16 protein-coding genes are annotated in these 19,617 nt (G+C 69.3%); 4 read left to right on the top strand and 12 right to left on the bottom strand.

What is annotated here, in order from left to right:
* The 8 genes from LGR69_RS07205 to LGR69_RS07170 all read right to left on the bottom strand — a co-directional run bounded on the left by LGR69_RS07205 (position 1) and on the right by LGR69_RS07170 (position 10,653).
* Positions 1-1,128: a glycosyltransferase gene (locus tag LGR69_RS07205; protein ID WP_230365610.1), complete on the bottom strand. Its 1,128-nt coding sequence runs from the start codon at positions 1,126-1,128 to the stop codon at positions 1-3.
* A 159-nt stretch (positions 1,129-1,287) separates the two neighbouring features.
* Complete coding sequence (locus tag LGR69_RS07200; protein WP_230365609.1) at positions 1,288-2,856, bottom strand: Wzz/FepE/Etk N-terminal domain-containing protein; 1,569 nt, start codon at positions 2,854-2,856, stop codon at positions 1,288-1,290.
* A gap of 92 nt (positions 2,857-2,948) precedes the next feature.
* Positions 2,949-4,961 carry a glycosyltransferase gene (locus tag LGR69_RS07195; protein WP_230365608.1) on the bottom strand — a complete coding sequence of 671 codons (2,013 nt, stop codon included), beginning with the start codon at positions 4,959-4,961 and terminating at the stop codon, positions 2,949-2,951.
* Between the two features lie 309 nt (positions 4,962-5,270).
* Positions 5,271-5,963 carry a class I SAM-dependent methyltransferase gene (locus LGR69_RS07190; protein ID WP_230365607.1) on the bottom strand — a complete coding sequence of 231 codons (693 nt, stop codon included), beginning with the start codon at positions 5,961-5,963 and terminating at the stop codon, positions 5,271-5,273.
* Between the two features lie 432 nt (positions 5,964-6,395).
* Positions 6,396-7,628: a glycosyltransferase gene (locus tag LGR69_RS07185; protein WP_230365606.1), complete on the bottom strand. Its 1,233-nt coding sequence runs from the start codon at positions 7,626-7,628 to the stop codon at positions 6,396-6,398.
* Complete coding sequence (locus LGR69_RS07180) at positions 7,625-8,392, bottom strand: HAD family hydrolase (RefSeq protein ID WP_230365605.1); 768 nt, start codon at positions 8,390-8,392, stop codon at positions 7,625-7,627. The genes LGR69_RS07185 and LGR69_RS07180 overlap by 4 nt, the downstream gene beginning before the upstream one ends.
* Before the next feature lie 320 nt (positions 8,393-8,712).
* A complete protein-coding gene (locus LGR69_RS07175; protein ID WP_230365604.1) occupies positions 8,713-9,582 on the bottom strand; it encodes a glycoside hydrolase family 16 protein in 870 nt (289 codons plus the stop codon).
* Positions 9,583-9,999: 417 nt separating this feature from the next.
* Positions 10,000-10,653, bottom strand: a complete 654-nt coding sequence (locus tag LGR69_RS07170; protein ID WP_230365603.1) for a protein-L-isoaspartate O-methyltransferase family protein — start codon at positions 10,651-10,653, stop codon at positions 10,000-10,002.
* Between the two features lie 337 nt (positions 10,654-10,990).
* Here LGR69_RS07170 and LGR69_RS07165 point away from each other — a divergent pair, with 337 nt between their 5' ends.
* Together LGR69_RS07165 and LGR69_RS07160 are read left to right on the top strand one after the other, a co-directional pair.
* Entirely contained in the window at positions 10,991-12,265 is a 1,275-nt protein-coding gene (locus tag LGR69_RS07165) for a PQQ-dependent sugar dehydrogenase (RefSeq protein ID WP_230365602.1), read from the top strand.
* Positions 12,265-12,858 (top strand): c-type cytochrome, encoded by a 594-nt coding sequence (locus LGR69_RS07160; protein WP_230365601.1) that lies wholly within the window; start codon positions 12,265-12,267, stop codon positions 12,856-12,858. The genes LGR69_RS07165 and LGR69_RS07160 overlap by 1 nt, the downstream gene beginning before the upstream one ends.
* Before the next feature lie 10 nt (positions 12,859-12,868).
* On the opposite strand, the gene LGR69_RS07155 is transcribed toward LGR69_RS07160, so the two are convergent.
* Positions 12,869-13,681: an MOSC domain-containing protein gene (locus LGR69_RS07155; RefSeq protein WP_230365600.1), complete on the bottom strand. Its 813-nt coding sequence runs from the start codon at positions 13,679-13,681 to the stop codon at positions 12,869-12,871.
* Positions 13,682-13,840: 159 nt separating this feature from the next.
* Between LGR69_RS07155 and clpB the strand changes: the two genes are divergently transcribed.
* Positions 13,841-16,465, top strand: a complete 2,625-nt coding sequence (clpB, locus tag LGR69_RS07150; protein ID WP_007561814.1) for an ATP-dependent chaperone ClpB — start codon at positions 13,841-13,843, stop codon at positions 16,463-16,465.
* A gap of 100 nt (positions 16,466-16,565) precedes the next feature.
* On the opposite strand, the gene LGR69_RS07145 is transcribed toward clpB, so the two are convergent.
* Positions 16,566-17,714: an MFS transporter gene (locus LGR69_RS07145; protein WP_230365599.1), complete on the bottom strand. Its 1,149-nt coding sequence runs from the start codon at positions 17,712-17,714 to the stop codon at positions 16,566-16,568.
* Between the two features lie 52 nt (positions 17,715-17,766).
* Here LGR69_RS07145 and LGR69_RS07140 point away from each other — a divergent pair, with 52 nt between their 5' ends.
* Positions 17,767-18,087: an ArsR/SmtB family transcription factor gene (locus LGR69_RS07140; protein ID WP_007561810.1), complete on the top strand. Its 321-nt coding sequence runs from the start codon at positions 17,767-17,769 to the stop codon at positions 18,085-18,087.
* A 62-nt stretch (positions 18,088-18,149) separates the two neighbouring features.
* Here LGR69_RS07140 and LGR69_RS07135 read toward each other — a convergent pair whose 3' ends face one another.
* Both LGR69_RS07135 and LGR69_RS07130 read right to left on the bottom strand, forming a co-directional pair.
* Positions 18,150-19,043, bottom strand: coding sequence for an inositol monophosphatase family protein (locus LGR69_RS07135; RefSeq protein WP_230365598.1), 894 nt, complete (start codon positions 19,041-19,043; stop codon positions 18,150-18,152).
* Complete coding sequence (locus tag LGR69_RS07130; protein ID WP_230365597.1) at positions 19,040-19,615, bottom strand: NUDIX domain-containing protein; 576 nt, start codon at positions 19,613-19,615, stop codon at positions 19,040-19,042. Before LGR69_RS07130 ends, LGR69_RS07135 begins: the two co-directional genes overlap by 4 nt.
* Between the last annotated feature and the right edge of the window lie 2 nt (positions 19,616-19,617).

The following is a 19,617-nucleotide window of genomic DNA, read 5'->3' as shown; positions in this document are numbered from 1 at the left end:
TCAGGCCGCCGCGGCGGCCCCTGCGGCTTGCCGGATGGCCTCCGCGTGGATCTTGGCCGAGTTCCCGACGCTGTAGCGCTCGATATTCTCCCGCCTGAAATCCGCGAAGCTTCTCTCTTCGGCGATCCGGTCGCAGTAGCCGTTCATGGCCTCGACCAGGGCGGCCTGGTCGTCGGGCGGGACCAGCTGGCCCAGGCGCCGGTCGATCAGGATGTCGCTCGGCCCGAACTCGCAATCGGTCGAGATGACCGGCAACCCGCATCGGAGCGCTTCGCAGATGGCGAGGGACCATCCCTCCCACCGCGACGTCGCGACGAAGACATCGCTCGCGTAGAGCGCCCGCTCCGGACTGTCGGGGTGATATTCGAGCGTGACCACATCCGTCAGGCCGAGACGTTGGATCTGCTCGGTCAAGGCCGCCTTGTCGGCACCGTGGCCCACGAGACGCAGCCGGATGTCCTGCCGGCGCTTGTAGAGCGCGGCGAACGCGTCGATCAGGATGTCCTGGCCCTTCTGGTAATCGTATCGCCCGACATTCACGAAGGTCACCAGCCCCGCCGTCGGCTTGTCGTCGGGCCCGGGCGCCGCGAATTTCCGGACCGGGTTCGGCACCCAGACCGTCGGCCTGCGGCAGTTGAAGTCGTCGGTGAAGGCGCGCAGCTGCCGGGGCGAGGTGCCGAACACCGCGGCCACGCGTCGGAGGACGAGGTGCCGGAGGAGGAAGAACAGGATCTTCGCCTTGAGGTGCCCGCTCTCCCGGCGCGGATTCCCGTGCAGGTGCATCGCGATGGGCTGCCTCAAGCCCAGGCACGAGAACCAGAAGATCACCGTCGGTTCGATCTGGGGAATGACGACGAGGTCGTAGCGCTTCTCCCGCACGACGCTCCGGAACGCCCGCATCAGGGCCAGGCGTGACGAACCGGGACGTCGGACGATGGTGTAGGCCCGCGGCAAGGGCGGGTGGTTCCTGTGCTCGGACACGAGCAGGACATCGACGTCGAACGCGTCGCCGTAGGTTTCAGCCAGTTCCGTGCAGATCTCGTCGTTGACGCGCTCGATCCCCGCGAAAACCGTCGTGCCGGGCTGGCAATAGAGGACTTTGATCTTTCGATCCGTCGCGACGGCCATCAGGGACACTCTGAGTCTCGGTATGCGGGCACGGTGATCGCCGGAAGTGCGCCGCGAGGGCGGGACTTCGCGCGGACCTTGGAGCGATCCCCGCCGGAGCGGAGGCCGGTTCGGCGGGAGACGGCGCGCCCGGTGACGGACCAGGCGCGCGCCAGCACGCTAGGCGCGGTTGAGCACGGCACCGATGACGCTGGCGCCGGCACTGCGCAATCCGTTCACGGCGTCCGAGAGTTCGTCGACGGTGGTGCGTCCGGCCTCGGCCACGATGATCACCGCATCGGCCCGCCGGGCCGCGGCCCGGGTCTCGGCGGAGACCGACAGGGGCGGCAGGTCGAGGATGACGTAGCCCGTCTGCCGCAGGTGGTCGATCACCTTGGGAAAGGACGGGGCACCGAGGTAGACGCGGCTGTTGGCGGCCGTGTTCGGCAGGCGCGCGGGCAGCACGGAGATCCCGCCGTAATCGAGGAGCTTGGCCTCGGGAATCCGGCTGGGATCCTCGATCAGGTCGGCCAGGCAAGCCCCCTCCCAAGTGTCGACATCGTAGGTCAGGGACCGCGGGGCGGATCCGTGGATGTCCGCGTCGATCATCGTCACCGAACGTCCGCTCTCCCGGATGATCCGGGCGAGGTTCAGCCCGATGAGCGAGGTTCCGGAATTCGCGGTGCAGCCGACCAGGGCGACGACCGCCTCGCTGTCGCCGGGGCGGCTCGAGAGGGCGAGCTGGATCGAGGTCCGCAGGTCGCGGATGCCGGAGGCGAAGCCGCTATTGCCGAGCCACAGCGTCGTGGCGGACCGCAGGTCGCTCGGACCGCGCCGGCCGGCGACGCCCTTGCGCGAGACGTCGGGCATGACGGCCAGGCACGGGATGCCGACGCGCTGGACGAGATCCTGCGGGGTCCGGATCCGCCGGTCCAGCGCCTGCCGCAGGGCGACGGCGAGCAGCCCGCCGACGAGACCCACCGTCAGGCCGAGGCCCAGGATCAGCGTCTTGCGGGGTGCGGACGCCCGGAGCGGCTGGAGCGCGGCACCGATCACGCGGGCATCGGCGTCCGGCGTCGGCGCGTCCGGCAGGCTGCCGCTGGCCACCGCGGCTGCGGCCGACCGCGCCTGCGAGGACAGCGCGTTGACGCGGCCCTGCAGGAATTCCGCGCCGTTCTTGGCGGCGTCGGCCTTGGCGGCGATCGATTGCCAGAGATAGGCCGAGACGGCGGCGTTCGCGATCCGACGCGCCTGGGTCGGGTTGGTGGAGGTGTAGGAGACCTCCACGACGTAGGACTGGCCGACCCGTCGGACGCTGAAATTCTGCGCGAAGGTCTCGAACTGACGCTGCTGAACGACTTCGGGGCTCGGCGGCGGCGGCTCCGGAATGCCGAGCAGGGATTTCAGGCTCAGGCCCGACGACTCGGCCTTGGCGGAGGGCGGAAGGCCGAATTCCGGATTGTTCGCGAGGCCGAGGCTGTTGAACACGTTGGCGAGCAGGCGCTCGGAGCGCAGGACCTGAAGCTCGCTCTCGGCGCGTCCGACATCAAGGCTCGGCGCCACCGCGCCTTCCGCCGAGCCCGAGCCGGCCTGGCGGCGCGGCTCGAGCAGCAGCGTCGCGGTCGCCGTGAACAGGGGCGTGGCGGTGCTCGCGTAGACAAAGGCGACGCCGACGCAGAACAGGATCCAGAGCGCCACCACGAATTTGTGGCGCTTGGCGGCCTTCAGCGCGGCGGAGATCACCGCCATGGGACCGTCCGGGACGCCCACGGAGGTCGCCTCCGGGAACGGCCAGACGACCTGAGGCCGATCCTGCGAAATCCGATTTTGATCGTGCACGCTCATCTCACGGCTTTCCGTCGGATCTGCAGGGCCCGCTCAGGTTCGAGGCGTCCGAGGAGTGCGTCGGCCGCACCCCGCAGGTTGCCTCGCAAACGGCCGCGCCGATCGATGAACGGCTCCGGGACGGCTGATCGCGCCAGATTGCTGGTGAAGTTCCGAAATAAATGATCGGCCACCTGAGCGTAAGTCATCGTTCCCTTACGCAGCATGTACAGGGGATTAACCACCTGCGAATAGCCGAGCCGGTCCCCGGCGATCCGGCCGCCCTTCACACCCATGTGGACGCCGCGGGCCGCCATGCATTTCACGAGCCGACCGCCCTTCGCCCTGAGGGCCGCGCCGAAATCCCGGTCCTCCAGCCAGCCGTAGAGGACCAGGCGCTCATCGAACCGCAGGGCCCCGATCGCGGAACGCCGGAAGGCCATGTTGCATCCATAGGGACTGAACGGCTCGATCAGCGGCGCCGGTACGACCGGCCCGCTCTCCGCGAGCAGGCGATCGACCTCCTCGAAGGTCAGGCCGGGCCCCTTGATGCCGTCCGCGAGCACGTCGCCCGTGAAGCCGACGATATCCGCCTCGTCGCGGAACGTCCGGGCGGCGACATCGAGCCACTCGGCGTCGGGCACGAAATCGTCGTCGAAGAAGGCGACGACATCGATCCCTTCGGGTAGCGCGGCCAGCGCCGCGTTGCGCTGCGCCGCGAGACCGGGGCGGCCGGTCACCACCGCGACGTCGGGCCAGTTCGCGGCGTCGCCGGCATCCTCCGGCTTGATGCAGGAGATCATCACGGCGGCCGGCTTGTAGGTCTGCCGGTCGAGGATCCGCCGCAGCGTCTGGGCGACGACGTCCGGCCGCCCCAGGGTCGCGATGACCACGGCGATGCTGGGCGGGGCGGAAGCGGTGCGGGGGCGCCCGACATCCCGCCGCTGCGGCGCCTGCATCACGTCCAGGTAGCCCTGCGCCGTGTCGGCCCAGGAGAACCGGGCCGCCTGGAGCCGGCCGCGGCCGATCAGATCCTGACGGAGGTCGGCACTCGCCAGCAGCGTCCGGACATGCGCCAGCCAGAGATGCGGCTGGTCCGGGGGCGCCAGGAGCGCGGCGGTGCCGCAGATCTCCGGCAGGCTCGCCCGGTCGGTGGAGATGACCGGGCAGCCCCGGGCCATCGCCTCGAGCGCCGGCAGACCGAAGCCTTCGGTCAGCGAGGGGAAGGCCAGGCACAGGGCGCGCTCGAGGAGGTAGGCCAGATCGTGATCGCTCACGAAGCCGAGATGCTGCACGTTCGCGCTGCGCTGCAGATCCTCCGCGGCGAAGATGCCCGCCTGCCCGCCGGCGATGATCAGGTCGACGCCGAGGGTCGCGAACTCGCCGGCCAGGCCGAGCAGCAGGCCGAGATTCTTGTGTCGCGCGCGCGAGCCGAGCGCCAGGACGAAGGGGCGCTCGCTCCCGTCCGGATTGCGGCGCAGGGCCGACGGCGCCCGGGTCGCCTGGTTCGGATCCCACGCCTGGACATGCTCGTGCCCGTTGGGGAGGACGAGGATGTCGGAGGCCTTCAGCGACAGATGCTGCGCGATCTGCCCGGCCGAGAAGGTCGAGACGGTGGCGATCCGCGCCGCGCGCCGGGCCAGCAGGGGCTGGAGCGTCTTGTAGAACGCCCGGAACGACGCGCTGTAGCTCTCCGGCTCTAGGAAGACGTTGGCGTCGTGGATGCAGACGACCTGATCCGCCTTGAAGGCCGGGGCGGTGTTGCAGAGGTTGAGCAGCCGACCCGGCCAGGCGCGCGGCAGGACGGCCTGCTCCCAGGCATGGCCGCCCGAGCGGCCGACGAGCTTGAGCGGCGTCCCGTCCAGGCCAGGATCCTGGGCGCCGGGCGGCGCGAGCAGGGGGATCGTGGATCCCTGCACGGACATGGCCTGGCTGATCGCCCGGGTCACGTTCAACGCGTAGCGCTGAACGCCGGTCATCGATTGCGTCAGGAAGCGACCATTGATCCCGAACGATTCAGCCGCTTTCATGCTGACGATATACTCCTATTGCGATTCGTCATATAAAATATTAATCTATCCAATATGCTCGATAGTGCTTGTCACTATTTTTGCCGTCCAACCCGACCCTTCCAGGCCGCGACGTCCGTTTCAATTGCTGCGGGCCGTTTTGCACTATCACAGCGATATTACTGGTAAATGCCCCTTAAGGCCACAGTTCCCTACGCTATCGCTCAGCCGTGTACAAGAAACGGCCGCTGCCCTTGAGAGCAGCGGCGCCGCGTCGTGGCATCTGCGCGTCGGGATCGATCCGGCCCGGACCAGACCGGATCGCGGGGCCTATTCCGCCAGCACCAGCAGGGAATAGCCGCCGAGGATCCGCACGGTGAGATCCTGGTTGAGCGCGAACATGGCCCGGCGCGGGATCTTCATCAGCTTGCTGGACGTCGCCTGGTTGGGCAGTTCGAGGCGTCCCGCCGTATAGGCGTGGTCGATGATGTTGTATCCGCAGTCCCGCAGGGTCGCGAGCGCCGATTCCTTGAAGAAATAGTGCAGGTGGCCGACACCCTTTCGCAGGTTCATGATCGGTCGCTCCCGGGCAAGCGACTGCACCGACAGGTCAAGCGGGATGTGGAAGATCTTGTATTTCGCCAGGGGACGCAGCTGCTTCGCGAAGCCGAGGTAATCTTCCACATGCTCGATCACGTCGATCACCAGCATCACGTCGAACGGCGCCGCCGCGGTATCGAACACGCTCTCGAGGTGGAATTTGGTCCGGTCGGTCTCCTTGGTCTTGGCCCGCCGATAGGCATGCGGGGAGACCTCGTAGCCGTAGCCCTTCGAGAAGCCGAAGGAACGCTCTAGGTTGAGAAGGATGTCCCCGGTCCCGCAGCCGACCTCGCAGAGCGTATCGAACGTGATGGCGTTCTTGTTGATGATCTGAGCGATCTGCTTGGCTTTCCAGGGCGCGTCTTCCTCGTGCCAGCCTGGATTATTCTCCGCATACGTCTCGCTTTGGTATATTTCAAGCATACTGGTCATCCCCAGGCATAGGTGTGACGGGGAACTGAGTTCGTCCTGCCATCAACGTTTCGACAGCCAATATGGCTTCACCGCGCATTGCATTTTTGTAGCTCTGCCCCCCGGCAAAGCAACCTTCCAATTGAAATATCAACCGCTTAACGGAAGGATCGTTAAGGCCCGAGATTTCTATAGCTGGCCAGATATCCATTTTCGTCCGCGTAATTGCGGTGGATCCATTACGGGCGACGCTCGCGCAATGGGTTGCCCTCGCGGGCGGCTCGCCGATGGGTTGAAGAGCGTCGCTGTTTGCAATCTATAAGGCTGTATAAGCCGCGCTGTAGCCGGATCAGTACTTACATCGGCGTTCTGTGCAGCCGAATCGGCAGGCGCGAAGACTCTCCCGGCCCAACGCGCCGTCGCCCGACAGCGTGCCGCACCTCGTCAACGCTCGCGCCGGTGCAGAGCCCGCATCTCGGAGCGCAGCGCGCGCCCGGCATAGATCAGCTCGATCAGCGAGAGCGCGAGGCGGCCGCCGCGCGGGAACGTGCGGATCACGGCCCCTTCGCGCCACAGGCTTTCGCGGATCTGCTTCAACGGGCTCGCCGCGCCGGGACCGGCAAATTGCGCCCGCAGCTCGGTTCGCCCGAAATCCCGGGATCGGTGCCCGAGGCTCAAGGTCGCCACCGCCTGCGCGTCCGGCCAGACCACCGCATCCTTGAGTTGCTGCCAGGCCCGCGCCGCATCCTGCGGGACGCGATGGAGCGATTCCGGCGTGAGGCTGTCGATGGCGGCCAGGACACCGGAGAACAAGCCGGGCTGCTCGGGCGCGACGCGGCTCTCCCAGCCGGGAACCTGAAGGTTGGCGCGCGGCGCAGCGCCGTCGGCGCCGGCCGTGAAGGTGCGAACGCTCGCCAGGTCCGGCTCGAGGCAGGACTCGATCAGCTGCCAGAACCGGAGCGCCGAGGTCCGGACCTCCCAGGGCTTGTACGCGTCGCTCTCGACGCTGAGGCCGAATGTCCGCGCGAAATGCGGCGTGGGAAGCCCCTTGTAATTGCAACGGGCGAATTGGAGGCCGGACCATTGCCGGTCCGGGATGCCCTCCTGAAGGATCCGGACCGTGCTGCCGTAGAGGCCGGTATCGACCAGGACGCCGTGGCGGCGGCCGCCGGTACAGGCCGCGAGATGGGCGCGAAACAGCCCATCCTGCTCCGCGACCGCGCGGTGGAGCGCCACCACGCCGGGCTCGTCGCCCGCCAGGAGCGCGATGAACGTTTCCGTCTCGAACGGCGCGTGCCAGGGCGGCGGCAGGTCGAGATCGTCGCGCTGCGCCAGGGCGGCGGCGATCTCGGCCATCGACTGGCCGCTGAACTCGCGCTCCAGCTCGGACAGGACGCCCGGGCTCGGCGGGTCGAAGGCGGTCCGGGCCGCGACGAGGCGCGACACCATCAGGTCGGCGTGCGGCACCCGCTGCGGCAGGGCGGTACGGTCGAGGAAGCGCTCATAGGCGAGTCTCAGCCGCAGGCCGCCGCGGGCGCAGAAAAGCAGGACGGCCTCGTCCCCTTGGAGGAAGCGCTCGAACAGCCAGAGACGGAGGCAGAATTCGGCCAGGATCGGGCCCAGCACGACACGCCCGAACGTCTCGGCGTCGAGCCGGTCGACATCGGGTACGCTCATGCGGGTGCGCCCGCGCGCTGCGTATGCGCCGCACGGATCCGGAACCCGTGGAGCGCGCGGGCCTGCAGGGCGTCGGCCCGGCGCCGGAACACGAGATGCTTCGGCCGCAGCACCTGCAGGGAGCGCAGGCCCGCGGCCTGGGCCATCGTCACATCCGCTTTAGTATCGTCGCCGATATGCAGGATATCGGCGGCCGCGACGCCTTCCTGGCGCAGCACGACCTCGAACAGGGCGCCGGTGCGCTTGGTCGCGTTGTGGTCGGCGCTGGCATAGATCTGGGCGACGGGATGGTCGGGCGCGCGGGCGGCGAGCAGCTGCGCGATCGTCTCGCCCCGATGATACGTGTCGCTGACCGCGATGATCCTGCATCCGCTCCGGGCCTGCGCGCGGAGCCAGTCCAGGAGGACCGTATTGGCGGTCAACTGGGCGATCTCGATCGCGATCTCGGCGTGATGCAGGATCTCCGCCGCCTGGGCATCGAGAGAGAGGATCCGCGCCATCGCGTCGATCATGTCGGCGAACCGGACGTCCCCCGTTGGGCAGGAGAGGTCGAGGGCTCGATAGGCCTGCTTCTGGACGTCGAGGCGGGCGTCGTAGATCGCACCGGGATGCCGCACGATGCCCCGCTCGGCGGCCAGGCGCTGCGCAGCGAGCACGGCGATGTCGTTGAACCGCTGACGTTCCGAGCGATGATCCCGATAGAGCAGCGTATCAAATACGTCGCAGGAAATGATCCGGGCAGCAGCTGTCTTGGGGAGGAGCATGATGCCTTTTAGCCCTTTAAACCCGCGCGTATAGCCGCGGCGGGCCGATCGCCGGGTCGCGTCTCCGGCATGCCCGACCTATCCGGAGCGTGGCAACCGCGATTGCGGTCTATCCAGCCAAAATCGCTGGACGGATTGCCGGTTAACAATATTCGTGCGCGACTTTGCTGCCGAACAAGCTTGTCGGGGTCCGGCGCCGATCGCGCGTCGGAAGGAAGCGCGCCCCACCCGGACCTCTCCGTCCTCGCCGAACCGGCAGCCCGTCCGGCGAAGGGCGCTGCGGGCCGCGCTTCGAGCCCGCAGCCCTGGGCGAACCCGCCCTATTCCTTGCAGACGGCGTCGCGCTTCGTCTCGTCGGGGGCGAAGGCGTAGACGTAATCGACCAGCAGATCGGAGGGGTTGGGGGTCTTGTCGATCGGCCAGCCGGAGCCGAGGGCGAGGTTGACGAGGATCATCAAGGGCTTGGTGTGCTCGGGCGGGGTCGGGGTCCGGCCGATCTCGCGGCGGTCGAGATAGAAGACGACCCACTCCTTCGTGACGTCGACACCATAGGTGTGGAAGCTTTCGTTAAGCGAGCCGCTCGGCACCGAGGTGACGATCTCGCCGCCGCGGTTCTTCTTCGGATCGGTCTTGTCCCAGATGTGCCAGACCGAATGGAATCCGTCCGGGAACTGGCCATAATATTCCAGCACGTCGATCTCCACCGACGGTGTCTTGTCGTCCTTCGGGTTGTTGGCGTTCAACCAGAAGGCCGGCCACACCCCGGGGCCCGGCGGAAGCTTCATCCGGGCCTCGAAATACCCGTACATCAGGGCAAAGCCCGCGGTGGTGGGATCGGCCGAGGAGATCAGCCCGGAGGTCCACTTTCCGTTGTCGTGCTTGCGCGCCCGGATCTTCAGGATCCCGTCCTTGACGATGAACGGCGCGTTCTTCTCGGGGTCGGCGAAGATGTCGATCGGATCGATGAACTGGGCATCGCCGAAATCGCCGTTCCAGGGCGTGTGCGCCGACCACCGCGTCCGCTCGTTGTTGGACTTCGAAACGCTCAAGTCGTTGAAATCGTCGGCGAAGACCTTCTTGTACCGACAGAGCTGCAGCGGCTCACCCTGCGCTTTCAGCTCCCGGCATCCCGCGACCGTGGCGAGGCCGGCCAAGGCTGCAACGGCCGGGAATACCCATTTATTCCTCATCAAGCGTGCGCCCATTTGGGATACCTGCAATGTCAGTGAGTTTTAGCGATTATATTTTGCCTTATTAGACGGTGTATATAGTTTCGGTCCAGGGCAAAGATCGGCAGATTGCCGAGGCGCGGGACGGTCAGGGCGCGACAGGGCGTCCGGACGACGCGCGGGCCCGGGACTGCGATGACACGGTTAACGGCGCCGCAGCGCGGCCTTGACCCGTGGCCCCGTCGAGCGAGACCGCACCGATGGCGATGGAAGGACGCGCGCGAGGGCGCCACGCGTGGCACCGGGCGGGCCGGCGCACGTCATCGCCAGCGGACGCAAAGTCCAGGAACGGTCTCGGCGCTCAACCGCTGCGCGGCCGCGAATGTCGTCGCCCCGCCCAAAGCTCCGGCGCGGACGGGCCAGACCCGTCCAGCGGCCTCAGAACGCGAACCCGACTTCGGCCGCGAAGGCGTCGAGGAGCGGCAGCGAGGCGTCGAACAGCGGGCGCGAGCCGAAGGCGTCGCCGGCGCGCACGAACAGGGTCGCCTTGGCGTTGCGGTGCGGACCAAACACGCAGGCGAGGCGGCCGTCATCCTTGAGCTGATCCAGCAGCGCCTGCGGCCGGACCTCGACGCGGCCGTTGATCAGGATCACGTCGAACGGCCCCTCCTTGGGGGCCCCCGCCTGGAGCGGCCCCTCGATCACCCGGACCGAGGAGCCCAGCTTAGCGCGGGCCTTCTCGGCGAGGTCCGGCACCGATTCGAGCGCCGTCACCGCCGCGCCGAGATGCGCCATCACGGCGGCCGCGTAGCCGGTGCCGGTGCCGACATCGAGGGCCTTGGCGCCGGGCCGGATCTTCAGGGCCTGGATCATCCGGGCCAGCACCATCGGCGCCGGCAGGCAGCGGCTCTCGCCGTTCGCGCCATCGAGCCGCAGGGTCTGATCGATATAGGCGAACGGCTCGCGGCCCGGGGGCACGAAGGCCTCGCGCGGCACCGTTTCGAACGCGTCGAGCACCGCGTTGTCGTTCACGTCGAAGGTCCGCAACTGGCAATCGACCATCATCCGCCGCGCCTGCGCGTAATCGATCATCGAACCGTGTCCTCGAACCGGATCGGAACGCCGCCCCCGCCGGGCCGCTGCGTCGGCGCCGCGGTCCCCGGCCAAGCTCAAGCGTTCCGGACGCGCGCGTTTTCGGAGATCACTCGACAAAACGCAAGGTTTTCGCGGACGGGACCGGCCACGAGCGTCAACGGCGCGGCCGCCCGGAGACGGCAGCCGGCGACGCTGGCACGCGAAAGGCGGGTGACGGCCGCATGCCGCTGTCGCGTCAGGGTTGTCCAAGGGCTCGCGTCCCGCGGCCAGACGTTGAATAATGAGTGCAGACCGGATCGGGCGCGCGAAGAGCCCGGCCATATCGGGAGGCATCATGACGCCAGCCACCAAGCCGATTCTGACGCGTGGGCTCGCCGCCGCGCTCGCCTGCCTGGGCCTCGGAACCCTGGCCCCGGGCGGATCGCGTGCCCAGGAGACGCCGGCGAGCTCCGCGCCACCGGCCAGCGTGCAGATCGACCGCGGCTCGGCGCTCTATGGTCGGCCCGAGGGCGGTGACGCGGCCAAGCTCGCGCCGGTCGCCGGGCCGCCCCTGGCGACGGCCGCCGCCAAGCTGCCGCTCGACAAGCTCAAGGTTCCGGAGGGCTTCAAGGTCGAGGTCTATGCCAGCGGCCTCGCCAATGCCCGCTCGATGACGCAGGCGCCGGACGGGACGCTGTTCGTCGGTACCCGCACGGTCGGAAAGGTCTACGCGGTGCTGCCGCAGGCCGGCCCGGACGGCAAGCGCGCGGTCAAGACCATCGCGTCCGGCCTGCATCGGCCGAACGGCGTCGCGTTCCATGACGGCGCGCTCTACGTGGCCGAGCTGTCGAAGATCTGGCGCTACGACGACATCGCCCAGCACCTCGACGGCGCCGGGAAGCCGAGCCTCGTCTACGACGACCTGCCGAAGGACGAGGCCCATGGCTGGAAGTTCATCGCCATCGGGCCGGACAACAAGCTCTACGTGCCGATCGGCGCACCCGGCAACATCGTGCTTCCGCCGGACACCCACGCGCAGATCCGTCGAATGGATCTCGACGGCAAGAATGCCGAGGTCATCGCCCGCGGCGTGCGCAACACGGTGGGGTTCGACTGGAACCCGAAGACCAAGCAGCTCTGGTTCACCGATAACGGCCGCGACTGGGTCTCCGAGGATATCCCGAACGACGAGCTCAACGTGCTGACCGAGCCCGGCAAGCAGCATTTCGGCTACCCGTTCTGCCACCAGGGCACGTTCACCGATCCGGAATTCGGCTGGGGCCATTCCTGTTCGGAATTCACCGCCCCGGCGGGCCTGCTCGGGCCGCATACGGCCTCGCTCGGCATGCGGTTCTACACGGGCGCGCAATTCCCGGAGGCCTACAGGGACGCGGCCTTCATCGCCCGGCACGGGTCCTGGAACCGCACGGCCAAGCTCGGCGGCGACGTGGTCGTCGCGCGGCCGGGCCCGGACGGCAAGGTCGCCTCCGTCGAGCCGTTCCTGACCGGCTTCCTCCAGGACAACAAATATGCCGGCCGGCCGGTGGACGTGCTGGTCGCCAAGGACGGGGCGCTGCTCGTCTCGGACGATTACAACGGCGCGATCTACCGCGTCAGCTACGGCCAGTGATGCGCGCTGTCTCGAGGATCGGGGCGATCCGGGGGTTCGCGCCGGCCCTCGGCGTCCTGCTGGCCGGTGCGGCGCTGGCCGCACCCGATGCGGCCATGCAGGAGCGTCTGGCTCCCTGCGTGGCCTGCCACGGGACCGGCACGTCCGAGACCGACGGCGTGCCCTCGCTCGGCGGACAGCAGGCGGATTACGTCGTCACGCAGCTGTTCCAGTTCCGGGAGAAGCAGCGCGAGGCCCCGCCGATGAACGACGTCGCCGCCGGCTTCTCCGACGACGACCTGCGCGCCTATGCCGACGCGGTCGCGACCCTGCCGGCACCGGCCTGGTCGGGCCCGGCCGCGGACCCGGCCCTGGTGGCGCGCGCCCAGGCGCTCGTCTCCAAGCACCAGTGCAATTCCTGCCACGGCGCCGACCTCGCCGGCCGGGACGCGATTCCCCGGATCCGGGCGCAGCGCGAGGAATATCTCGCCCGGGCGCTCACGGCCTACAAGTCGAACGCCCGGCCGGGCTACGACCCGGCGATGAACGAGGTTGCGCAGGGGCTGAGCGAGGCCGACATCAAGGATCTAGCGGCCTACGTCGCGCGGCTCTAGGCCGCGCGGCTCAGCTCACGGGTCGCAGCGTATCGCCCACGGCGAGCGCGCCACCGGCGATCACCTCGGCATAGACGCCGAGGTCGCGATGGCCGAGCCGCGCGTCGAGGGTCCAGGGGATGTCGTGGTCGCGCACGCCGCTCACCGGATCGACGTTGGTGGCGGCGCAGCGCACGGTGCGCTTGGTGATCTTGAGCCGCAGCCCGCTCGGCGCCTCGATCACCCGCCCGACCATGTCCAGCTCGGCGAACGGTGCCAGCCCCTCGACCAGCAGGTTGCCCCGGAAGCGCAGCGGGTCGACCGGCGCGCCGAGATAATCCTCCACGGCCGCCACGCTCGCGCGGTTGATCAGCGAGACGTAGCCGGTGGGCGAATCGGTGAAGCGGTATTGCGGCGGCGCCGCGAGCACTTTCGGCTCACCCCGCAGGCTGTCCGGAAGATAGCGCCGCATCAGGTCGGCGAGCCCGTCCCGACCGGCCTCCGTATCGAGCCGGAAGGCCAGGGTTTCCCCGCCATGCGCCACCGTGAGCGTGGCGGTGGAATCGTCGTAGCGGGTGCGCAGGAGGGCCAGCGCCTCGTCGCGCATCAGCATCAGGTACTTGGTCTTGGGCTGGTGCCGCGGCGCCACCGGGTTGAAGCCCGAAGGCCCGTTCTCGATGGCGTAGAGCCGGTCCCCCGGGAAAAAGCCGCTGGTCTCCAGCTCGGCCCGTTCCAGAGGCTCGGGACTCAGCCCCTTCACGGGGTAGCGGTAGAGGCCGAGGAGGCCGATTTCGAGCGCGGCTTGCATGCCGGGAAGGTGGCGCGGAAAAGCTGTGCCGCGCAAGTCCCCGGCCCCTTGTGGTGCGCAAATACAACACCACATCGGGTCTACCGGTGGCTTTCGGCGCCGGGGCCCCGACGCGGCGGATAGCCGGGGGGCGACGTTTCGGCAGGGCCGCGCCATCTCGGGCGGCGGATGCCGGCACGGGAGGGTGAGACACGCATGAATTTCGACATCTACACCGAGCGCGCCCGCGGCTTCGTCCAGGCGGCGCAGAACCTCGCGATGCGCGAGGGCCATCCGCAGCTTCAGCCGGGGCACCTGCTCAAGGTGTTGCTCGACGATCCCGAAGGCCTGTGCGCCGGTCTGATCGACCGCGCCGGCGGCCAGTCGCGAGTCGCGCTGGCACAGACCGATCAGTGGCTGGCAAAACAGCCGAAGGTATCCGGCAACGCCTCGGCCCCGCAGGCGACGCGCGAGCTGATGCGCCTGTTCGACACCGCCGAGCAGGCGGCGAAGAAGGCCGGCGATTCCTACGTCACGGTGGAGCGCCTGCTCCTCGCTCTGGCGGTGGAGAAGGATTCCGAGGCCGGCCGCGCGCTGCAGGCGGCGGGCGTGACGCCCGCCTCTCTCAACGCGGCGATCAACGCGCTGCGCAAGGGCCGCACCGCCGACAACGCCTCGGCCGAGAACGCCTACGACGCGCTGAAGAAATATGCCCGCGACCTCACCGAGGCCGCCCGGGACGGCAAGCTCGATCCGGTGATCGGCCGCGACGAGGAGATCCGGCGGACCATCCAGGTCCTGTCCCGGCGCACCAAGAACAATCCCGTCCTGATCGGCGAGCCCGGCGTCGGCAAGACCGCGATCGTCGAGGGGCTGGCGCTGCGCATCGTCAACGGCGACGTGCCCGAGAGCCTGCGCGACAAGAGCTTGCTGGCCCTCGACATGGGCTCGCTGATCGCCGGTGCGAAGTATCGCGGCGAGTTCGAGGAGCGGCTGAAGGGCGTGCTCTCCGAGGTCACCGCGGCTGAGGGCGGCATCATCCTGTTCATCGACGAGATGCACACGCTGGTCGGCGCCGGGAAGGCGGACGGGGCGATGGACGCCTCGAACCTGCTCAAGCCCGCGCTCGCCCGCGGCGAGCTGCACTGCGTCGGCGCCACCACGCTGGACGAGTACCGCAAGCACGTGGAGAAGGACGCCGCGCTCGCCCGCCGCTTCCAGCCGGTCTTCGTGTCGGAGCCGACCGTGGAGGACACGGTCTCGATCCTGCGCGGCCTTAAGGAGAAGTACGAGCAGCACCACGGCGTGCGCATCCAGGATTCGGCCCTGGTGGCGGCCGCGACGCTCTCGAACCGCTACATCACCGACCGGTTCCTGCCCGACAAGGCGATCGACCTGATCGACGAGGCCGGCTCGCGCCTGCGGATGCAGGTCGATTCGAAGCCGGAAGAGCTCGATTCGATCGACCGCGAGATCGTGCGGCTCAAGATCGAGGCCGAGGCGCTCAAGAAGGAGACCGATTCCGCCTCGCGCGACCGGCTGGTCCGCCTGGAGAAGGAGCTGGCCGATCTCGAGGAGCGCTCGGCGTCGATCACCGCCCGGTGGAAGGCCGAGAAGGACAAGCTCGGCACGGCCGCCGGCCTCAAGAAGAAGCTCGACGAGGCGCGCAACGAGTTGGCCGCGGCCCAGCGCCAGGGCCAGTACCAGCGCGCGGGTGAGCTCGCCTACGGGGTGATCCCGGGCCTGGAGAAGCAGCTCGCCGAGATCGAGGCGAAGGCCGAGGGCGGCCGCGACGGCATGATGGAGGAGGCGGTCACGCCCGCCCACGTCGCCGGCGTGGTCTCCCGCTGGACCGGCGTGCCGGTGGACAAGATGCTCGAGGGCGAGCGCGAGAAGCTGCTGGCCATGGAGGAGGCGCTGGCCAAGCGCGTCGTCGGCCAGCGGGAGGCGGTGGAGGCGGTCTCGACCGCGGTCCGGCGCGCCCGGGCCGGGCTGCAGGACCCGAACCGGCCGATCGGCTCGTTCATGTTCCTCGGCCCCACGGGCGTCGGCAAGACCGAGCTGACCAAGGCGCTCGCCGGCTTCCTGTTCGACGACGACACGGCGCTCGTGCGCATCGACATGTCCGAGTACATGGAGAAGCACGCGGTCGCCCGCCTGATCGGCGCGCCTCCGGGCTATGTCGGCTACGAGGAAGGCGGCGCGCTGACCGAGGCGGTGCGGCGCCGGCCCTACCAGGTCGTGCTGTTCGACGAGATCGAGAAGGCGCATCCGGACGTGTTCAACGTCCTGCTGCAGGTCCTCGACGACGGCCGGCTCACGGACGGACAGGGGCGGACGGTCGACTTCCGCAACACGCTGCTGATCATGACCTCGAATCTCGGGGCCGAGTACCTGGTGAACCAGCCCGCGGGCGAGGACACCGAGGCGGTCCGCGAGGAGGTGATGAACGTGGTGCGAAGCCACTTCCGGCCGGAATTCCTGAACCGGGTCGACGAGATCATCCTGTTCCACCGCCTAGCGCGGTCGGAGATGGGCGCGATCGTCGAGATCCAGCTCGGGCGCCTAGCGAAGCTTCTGGAGGATCGCAAGATCACCCTGGACCTCGACGAGGAGGCCAAGATCTGGCTCGCCGACAAGGGCTACGACCCGGCCTACGGGGCGCGGCCGCTCAAGCGGGTGATCCAGAAGAACGTGCAGGATCCGCTGGCCGAGCTGGTCCTGTCGGGCAAGATCCACGACGGTGAGACGGTGCCGGTCCGGCTGGGCCCGATGGGCCTGATGATTGGCGACGTCACGGTCGGCGCCGAGCGCCGGCCGCCGAACGTGGCTCTGAACTGAGCGTCTCGGTCTTCGAACGGGGCGGCGCGCCGGATCAGGGCGCGCCGTCCTTTTTGTCATCGGGCTTCTCCAGCCAGAATGCTGCCCACGATCCACTGCATCAGCCGGTCGCGACGCGCCGGCCCCGGGCCAGGATCGCCATCTGCAGCGCGAGGCCCCCGGCCGCCACGGCGGCGGCCGCCGCCGGTAGGGCGGAGATACCGGCCAGCGTGACCACCACGCCGCCGAGCGCCGCGCCGGCCGCGCCGCCGAGATAATTCGCCGAGCTGTTCAACGCGACGGCGACGCTGCCGTGGTCGGGGCGAAGGTGGAGCAGCGCATGCTGCTGGGGCGCCTGCGAGGCCCAGCCCATCGCGCCCCAGACCAGCAGCGGCAGGTAGCCGAGCAGCGAGGCGCCGAGGAGGCCCGGCAGGGAAGCGAGCGCGAGCGTCAGGGCGGCCAGGATGATCGCCATCACCCGGCGGGGATCGCGCGTCCGGTCGATGAGCGGTCCGACCGAGAAGCTTCCCACCATCCCGCCGATGCCCCAGGCCCAGAAATACGAGGCCGCGGCACCGCCGAGGCCGGCCCGGTCCAGAAGTGGCGCCAGATAGGTGTAGAGGCCGAGGCTGGCGATGGCGGTGAGGAACGTGACCGTCACCGTGGCGACCACGGGCGCGTCCGCCAGCAGGGCCAGGCGCGCCCGCCAGGATGGCGGCTCGGCGGCCTCGATGTCGGGCAGGCGCGCCAGGATCGCCGCCGTCGCGACGGCACCCAGGATCGCCACCATCCAGAGGGCGCCCTGCCAGCCGAACCGGTTTGCGATCCATAGCCCGGCCGGCACGCCGATGACCGTCCCGGTGCTCATCCCGCCCAGGGTCAGCGCCAAGGCGCGCCCCTTGCGGCCGGGCTCGACCAAGGCCGCCGCCGACGCGATCGCGACTGGGGCGTACAGGCCGGCCGCGAGCCCGGCGAGCGCCCGGGCCAGGAGCAGCCCCCACAGGCCGGTCGCCAGCGCGCTCAGCGCATTGGCCAGGGTGAACACCGCGAGCGCCAGGCCGAGGATCCGGCGCACCGGCTTGCCGGCCAGGAGCGTGGCGCAGACCGGGGCGGCCAGCGCGTAGGCCAAGGTGAAGACCGTGACGGCCTGCCCGGCCTCGCCGGGCTGGACGCCGAACGCAGCGCCGATCCCCGGCAGCAATCCCGCGACCACATACGCATCCAAGCCCAGGGCGAACATCCCGAACGCCAGAATCGCGATCCGCTTCATGTCTCGCCGCCCTCTTTACGATGTACGACGAAAATCGTACATAGACGCCGTCATGAGCCCACGCAAGTTCTTTCACCCCGACCTCGCGGACCTGACGCTACACCGGGTCCTGTTCGCGCTGAGCGATCCGACCCGCTTGGCGGTCGTGTCGGAGCTGATGAAGACGGGCGAGCGCGCGTCCGGCGATCTTCTGGCCGAGAGCGTGCCGCGCTCGACCATGACGCATCATCTCAAGATCCTCCGTGAGGCCGGCGTGACGCGCACCCGGCCCGAAGGGATGCGCTGCCTGATCTCGCTGCGCCGCCAAGACATCGACGCGCGCTTTCCCGGCCTGCTCGACGCGATCATGGCTCATGGCGGCGCAGAGGCGTGAGGGCGTGCCCCTCAGCGGGTTGTCAGGGCAGGATCCTGATGTTGCAGGGCTCTGCCCGGCCGCTAAGCCTTGCGGATCGCCTGCGCCAGATCGGCCGCCTGCTCCCGGTCGCGACAGACCATCCACAGGTCGTCGTGGGCCGACAAATCCGCATCGAACAGGTCGATGAACGCCGCCGGCGGGGCGGCGAGGTCAGGCCAGTGGAAGAGGCGAAAGCCCAGCGCCTCGAAGAGCGGCAGGATCGGCGCCAGGTCCCACAGCATGCTGTTGACCACCGTCGCGTCGAGCCGCCCGGTGGCCAGGAGCGCGGCGTCCGAGATCGATCCGCCCTCGCTCCAGGGGAACCAAGCCCGCCCGTAATCCAGGGTGAAGCGCTGTGCCGCGACGGCAAGCCAGCCGACATGGCCGGTGCGGCTCGGGGTGGGTTTCAGCGCGCGCAGGGCTTCCGTCCGGCGCCCGCCCCGGGTCGGCGCCCAGAACGCCCGGCCCTCATAGACCGCGAACAGGATGCCCCGGGCCGCCTCGGCGGATTCGATGCGGGCGGGGCCGGATCGGTCCCCGTTCCAGGCCGGCAGGTTCATCACGCCGGCGCGCGGCCACCCGTCGCGGCAGGCCGCCACCATCACGCCCCAGCCCGACAGCCCGCCCGCGAAGGGCCGTGTGCCGTCGATCGGGTCGCCCACGAAGGTCCAGGCATCCCGGGCCAGCATGGCCTTGGCGTCCGCGTGGCCCAGAGCGTCGGCGGCCTCCTCCTCGATCAGGTCGGGGCCGAACCGGGCGTGGAGCAGGCGGCTGACGGCGAGGTCGGCCTCGGTGAGGGCCTGGCCGAGATCCGGGCCCTTGTTGGTCATGGACAGCCCGGCCGCCCGCATCGCGAGCGCCAGCGGGGCCGCCTCCTCGGCGAAGGCCAGCATCTCGGCCAGGACGGCGTCGATCGGGGCGTCGGGCCGGATCATGCGGTGAACAGCTCGGGACGGCGCAGCATCAGCGCCTGGACCAGGACCAGGGTCTTGAGGTCGGCCAGATGGCCGGAGCGCACCTGCTCCGCCAGGGTGGCCAGGGGCAGCTCCAGCACCTCGACCTGCTCGCCCTCGCCCGGCAATCCGCCGCCCGGTCCGACCCGGTCGGCCTGCGTGTAGGGGGCGAGGTAGAGCCACAGCCGTTCGGAGGAGACGCTCGGCATGCTGTAGGCGTGGGCTACGGGTTCGAGCCGCGCGAGCCGCAAGCCCGCCTCCTCCATCGCCTCGCGGATCGCGGTCTCCTCCGGCTCGCCGCCGTCGAGGCCCCCTGCGGGCGCCTCGTCGAGGGCCGGGGGCTCGCCCCAGAAGGCCGGGCCGACCCGGCTCTGCCGGACGAGCAGGGCGACCCGCCGCTCGGGATCGTAGGGCAGCACGCAGGCCGCCTCGCCATGGTCCTCCAGGGCCCGCGGCACCGTGCTGCCGTCGGGCTGGGTGAGCGTGGCGATGCCGAAGGTGTTCCAGCCCCTGTGGATCACCCGCAGGGGGAGAGCGGTCCGCGTGCCGGTCATGG

Source organism: Methylobacterium brachiatum (assembly GCF_020523825.1).
Lineage (GTDB): Bacteria > Pseudomonadota > Alphaproteobacteria > Rhizobiales > Beijerinckiaceae > Methylobacterium > Methylobacterium brachiatum.
The sequence above is the reverse complement of the archived record's forward strand: the minus strand, read 5'-3'. Positions and strand labels throughout refer to the sequence as shown.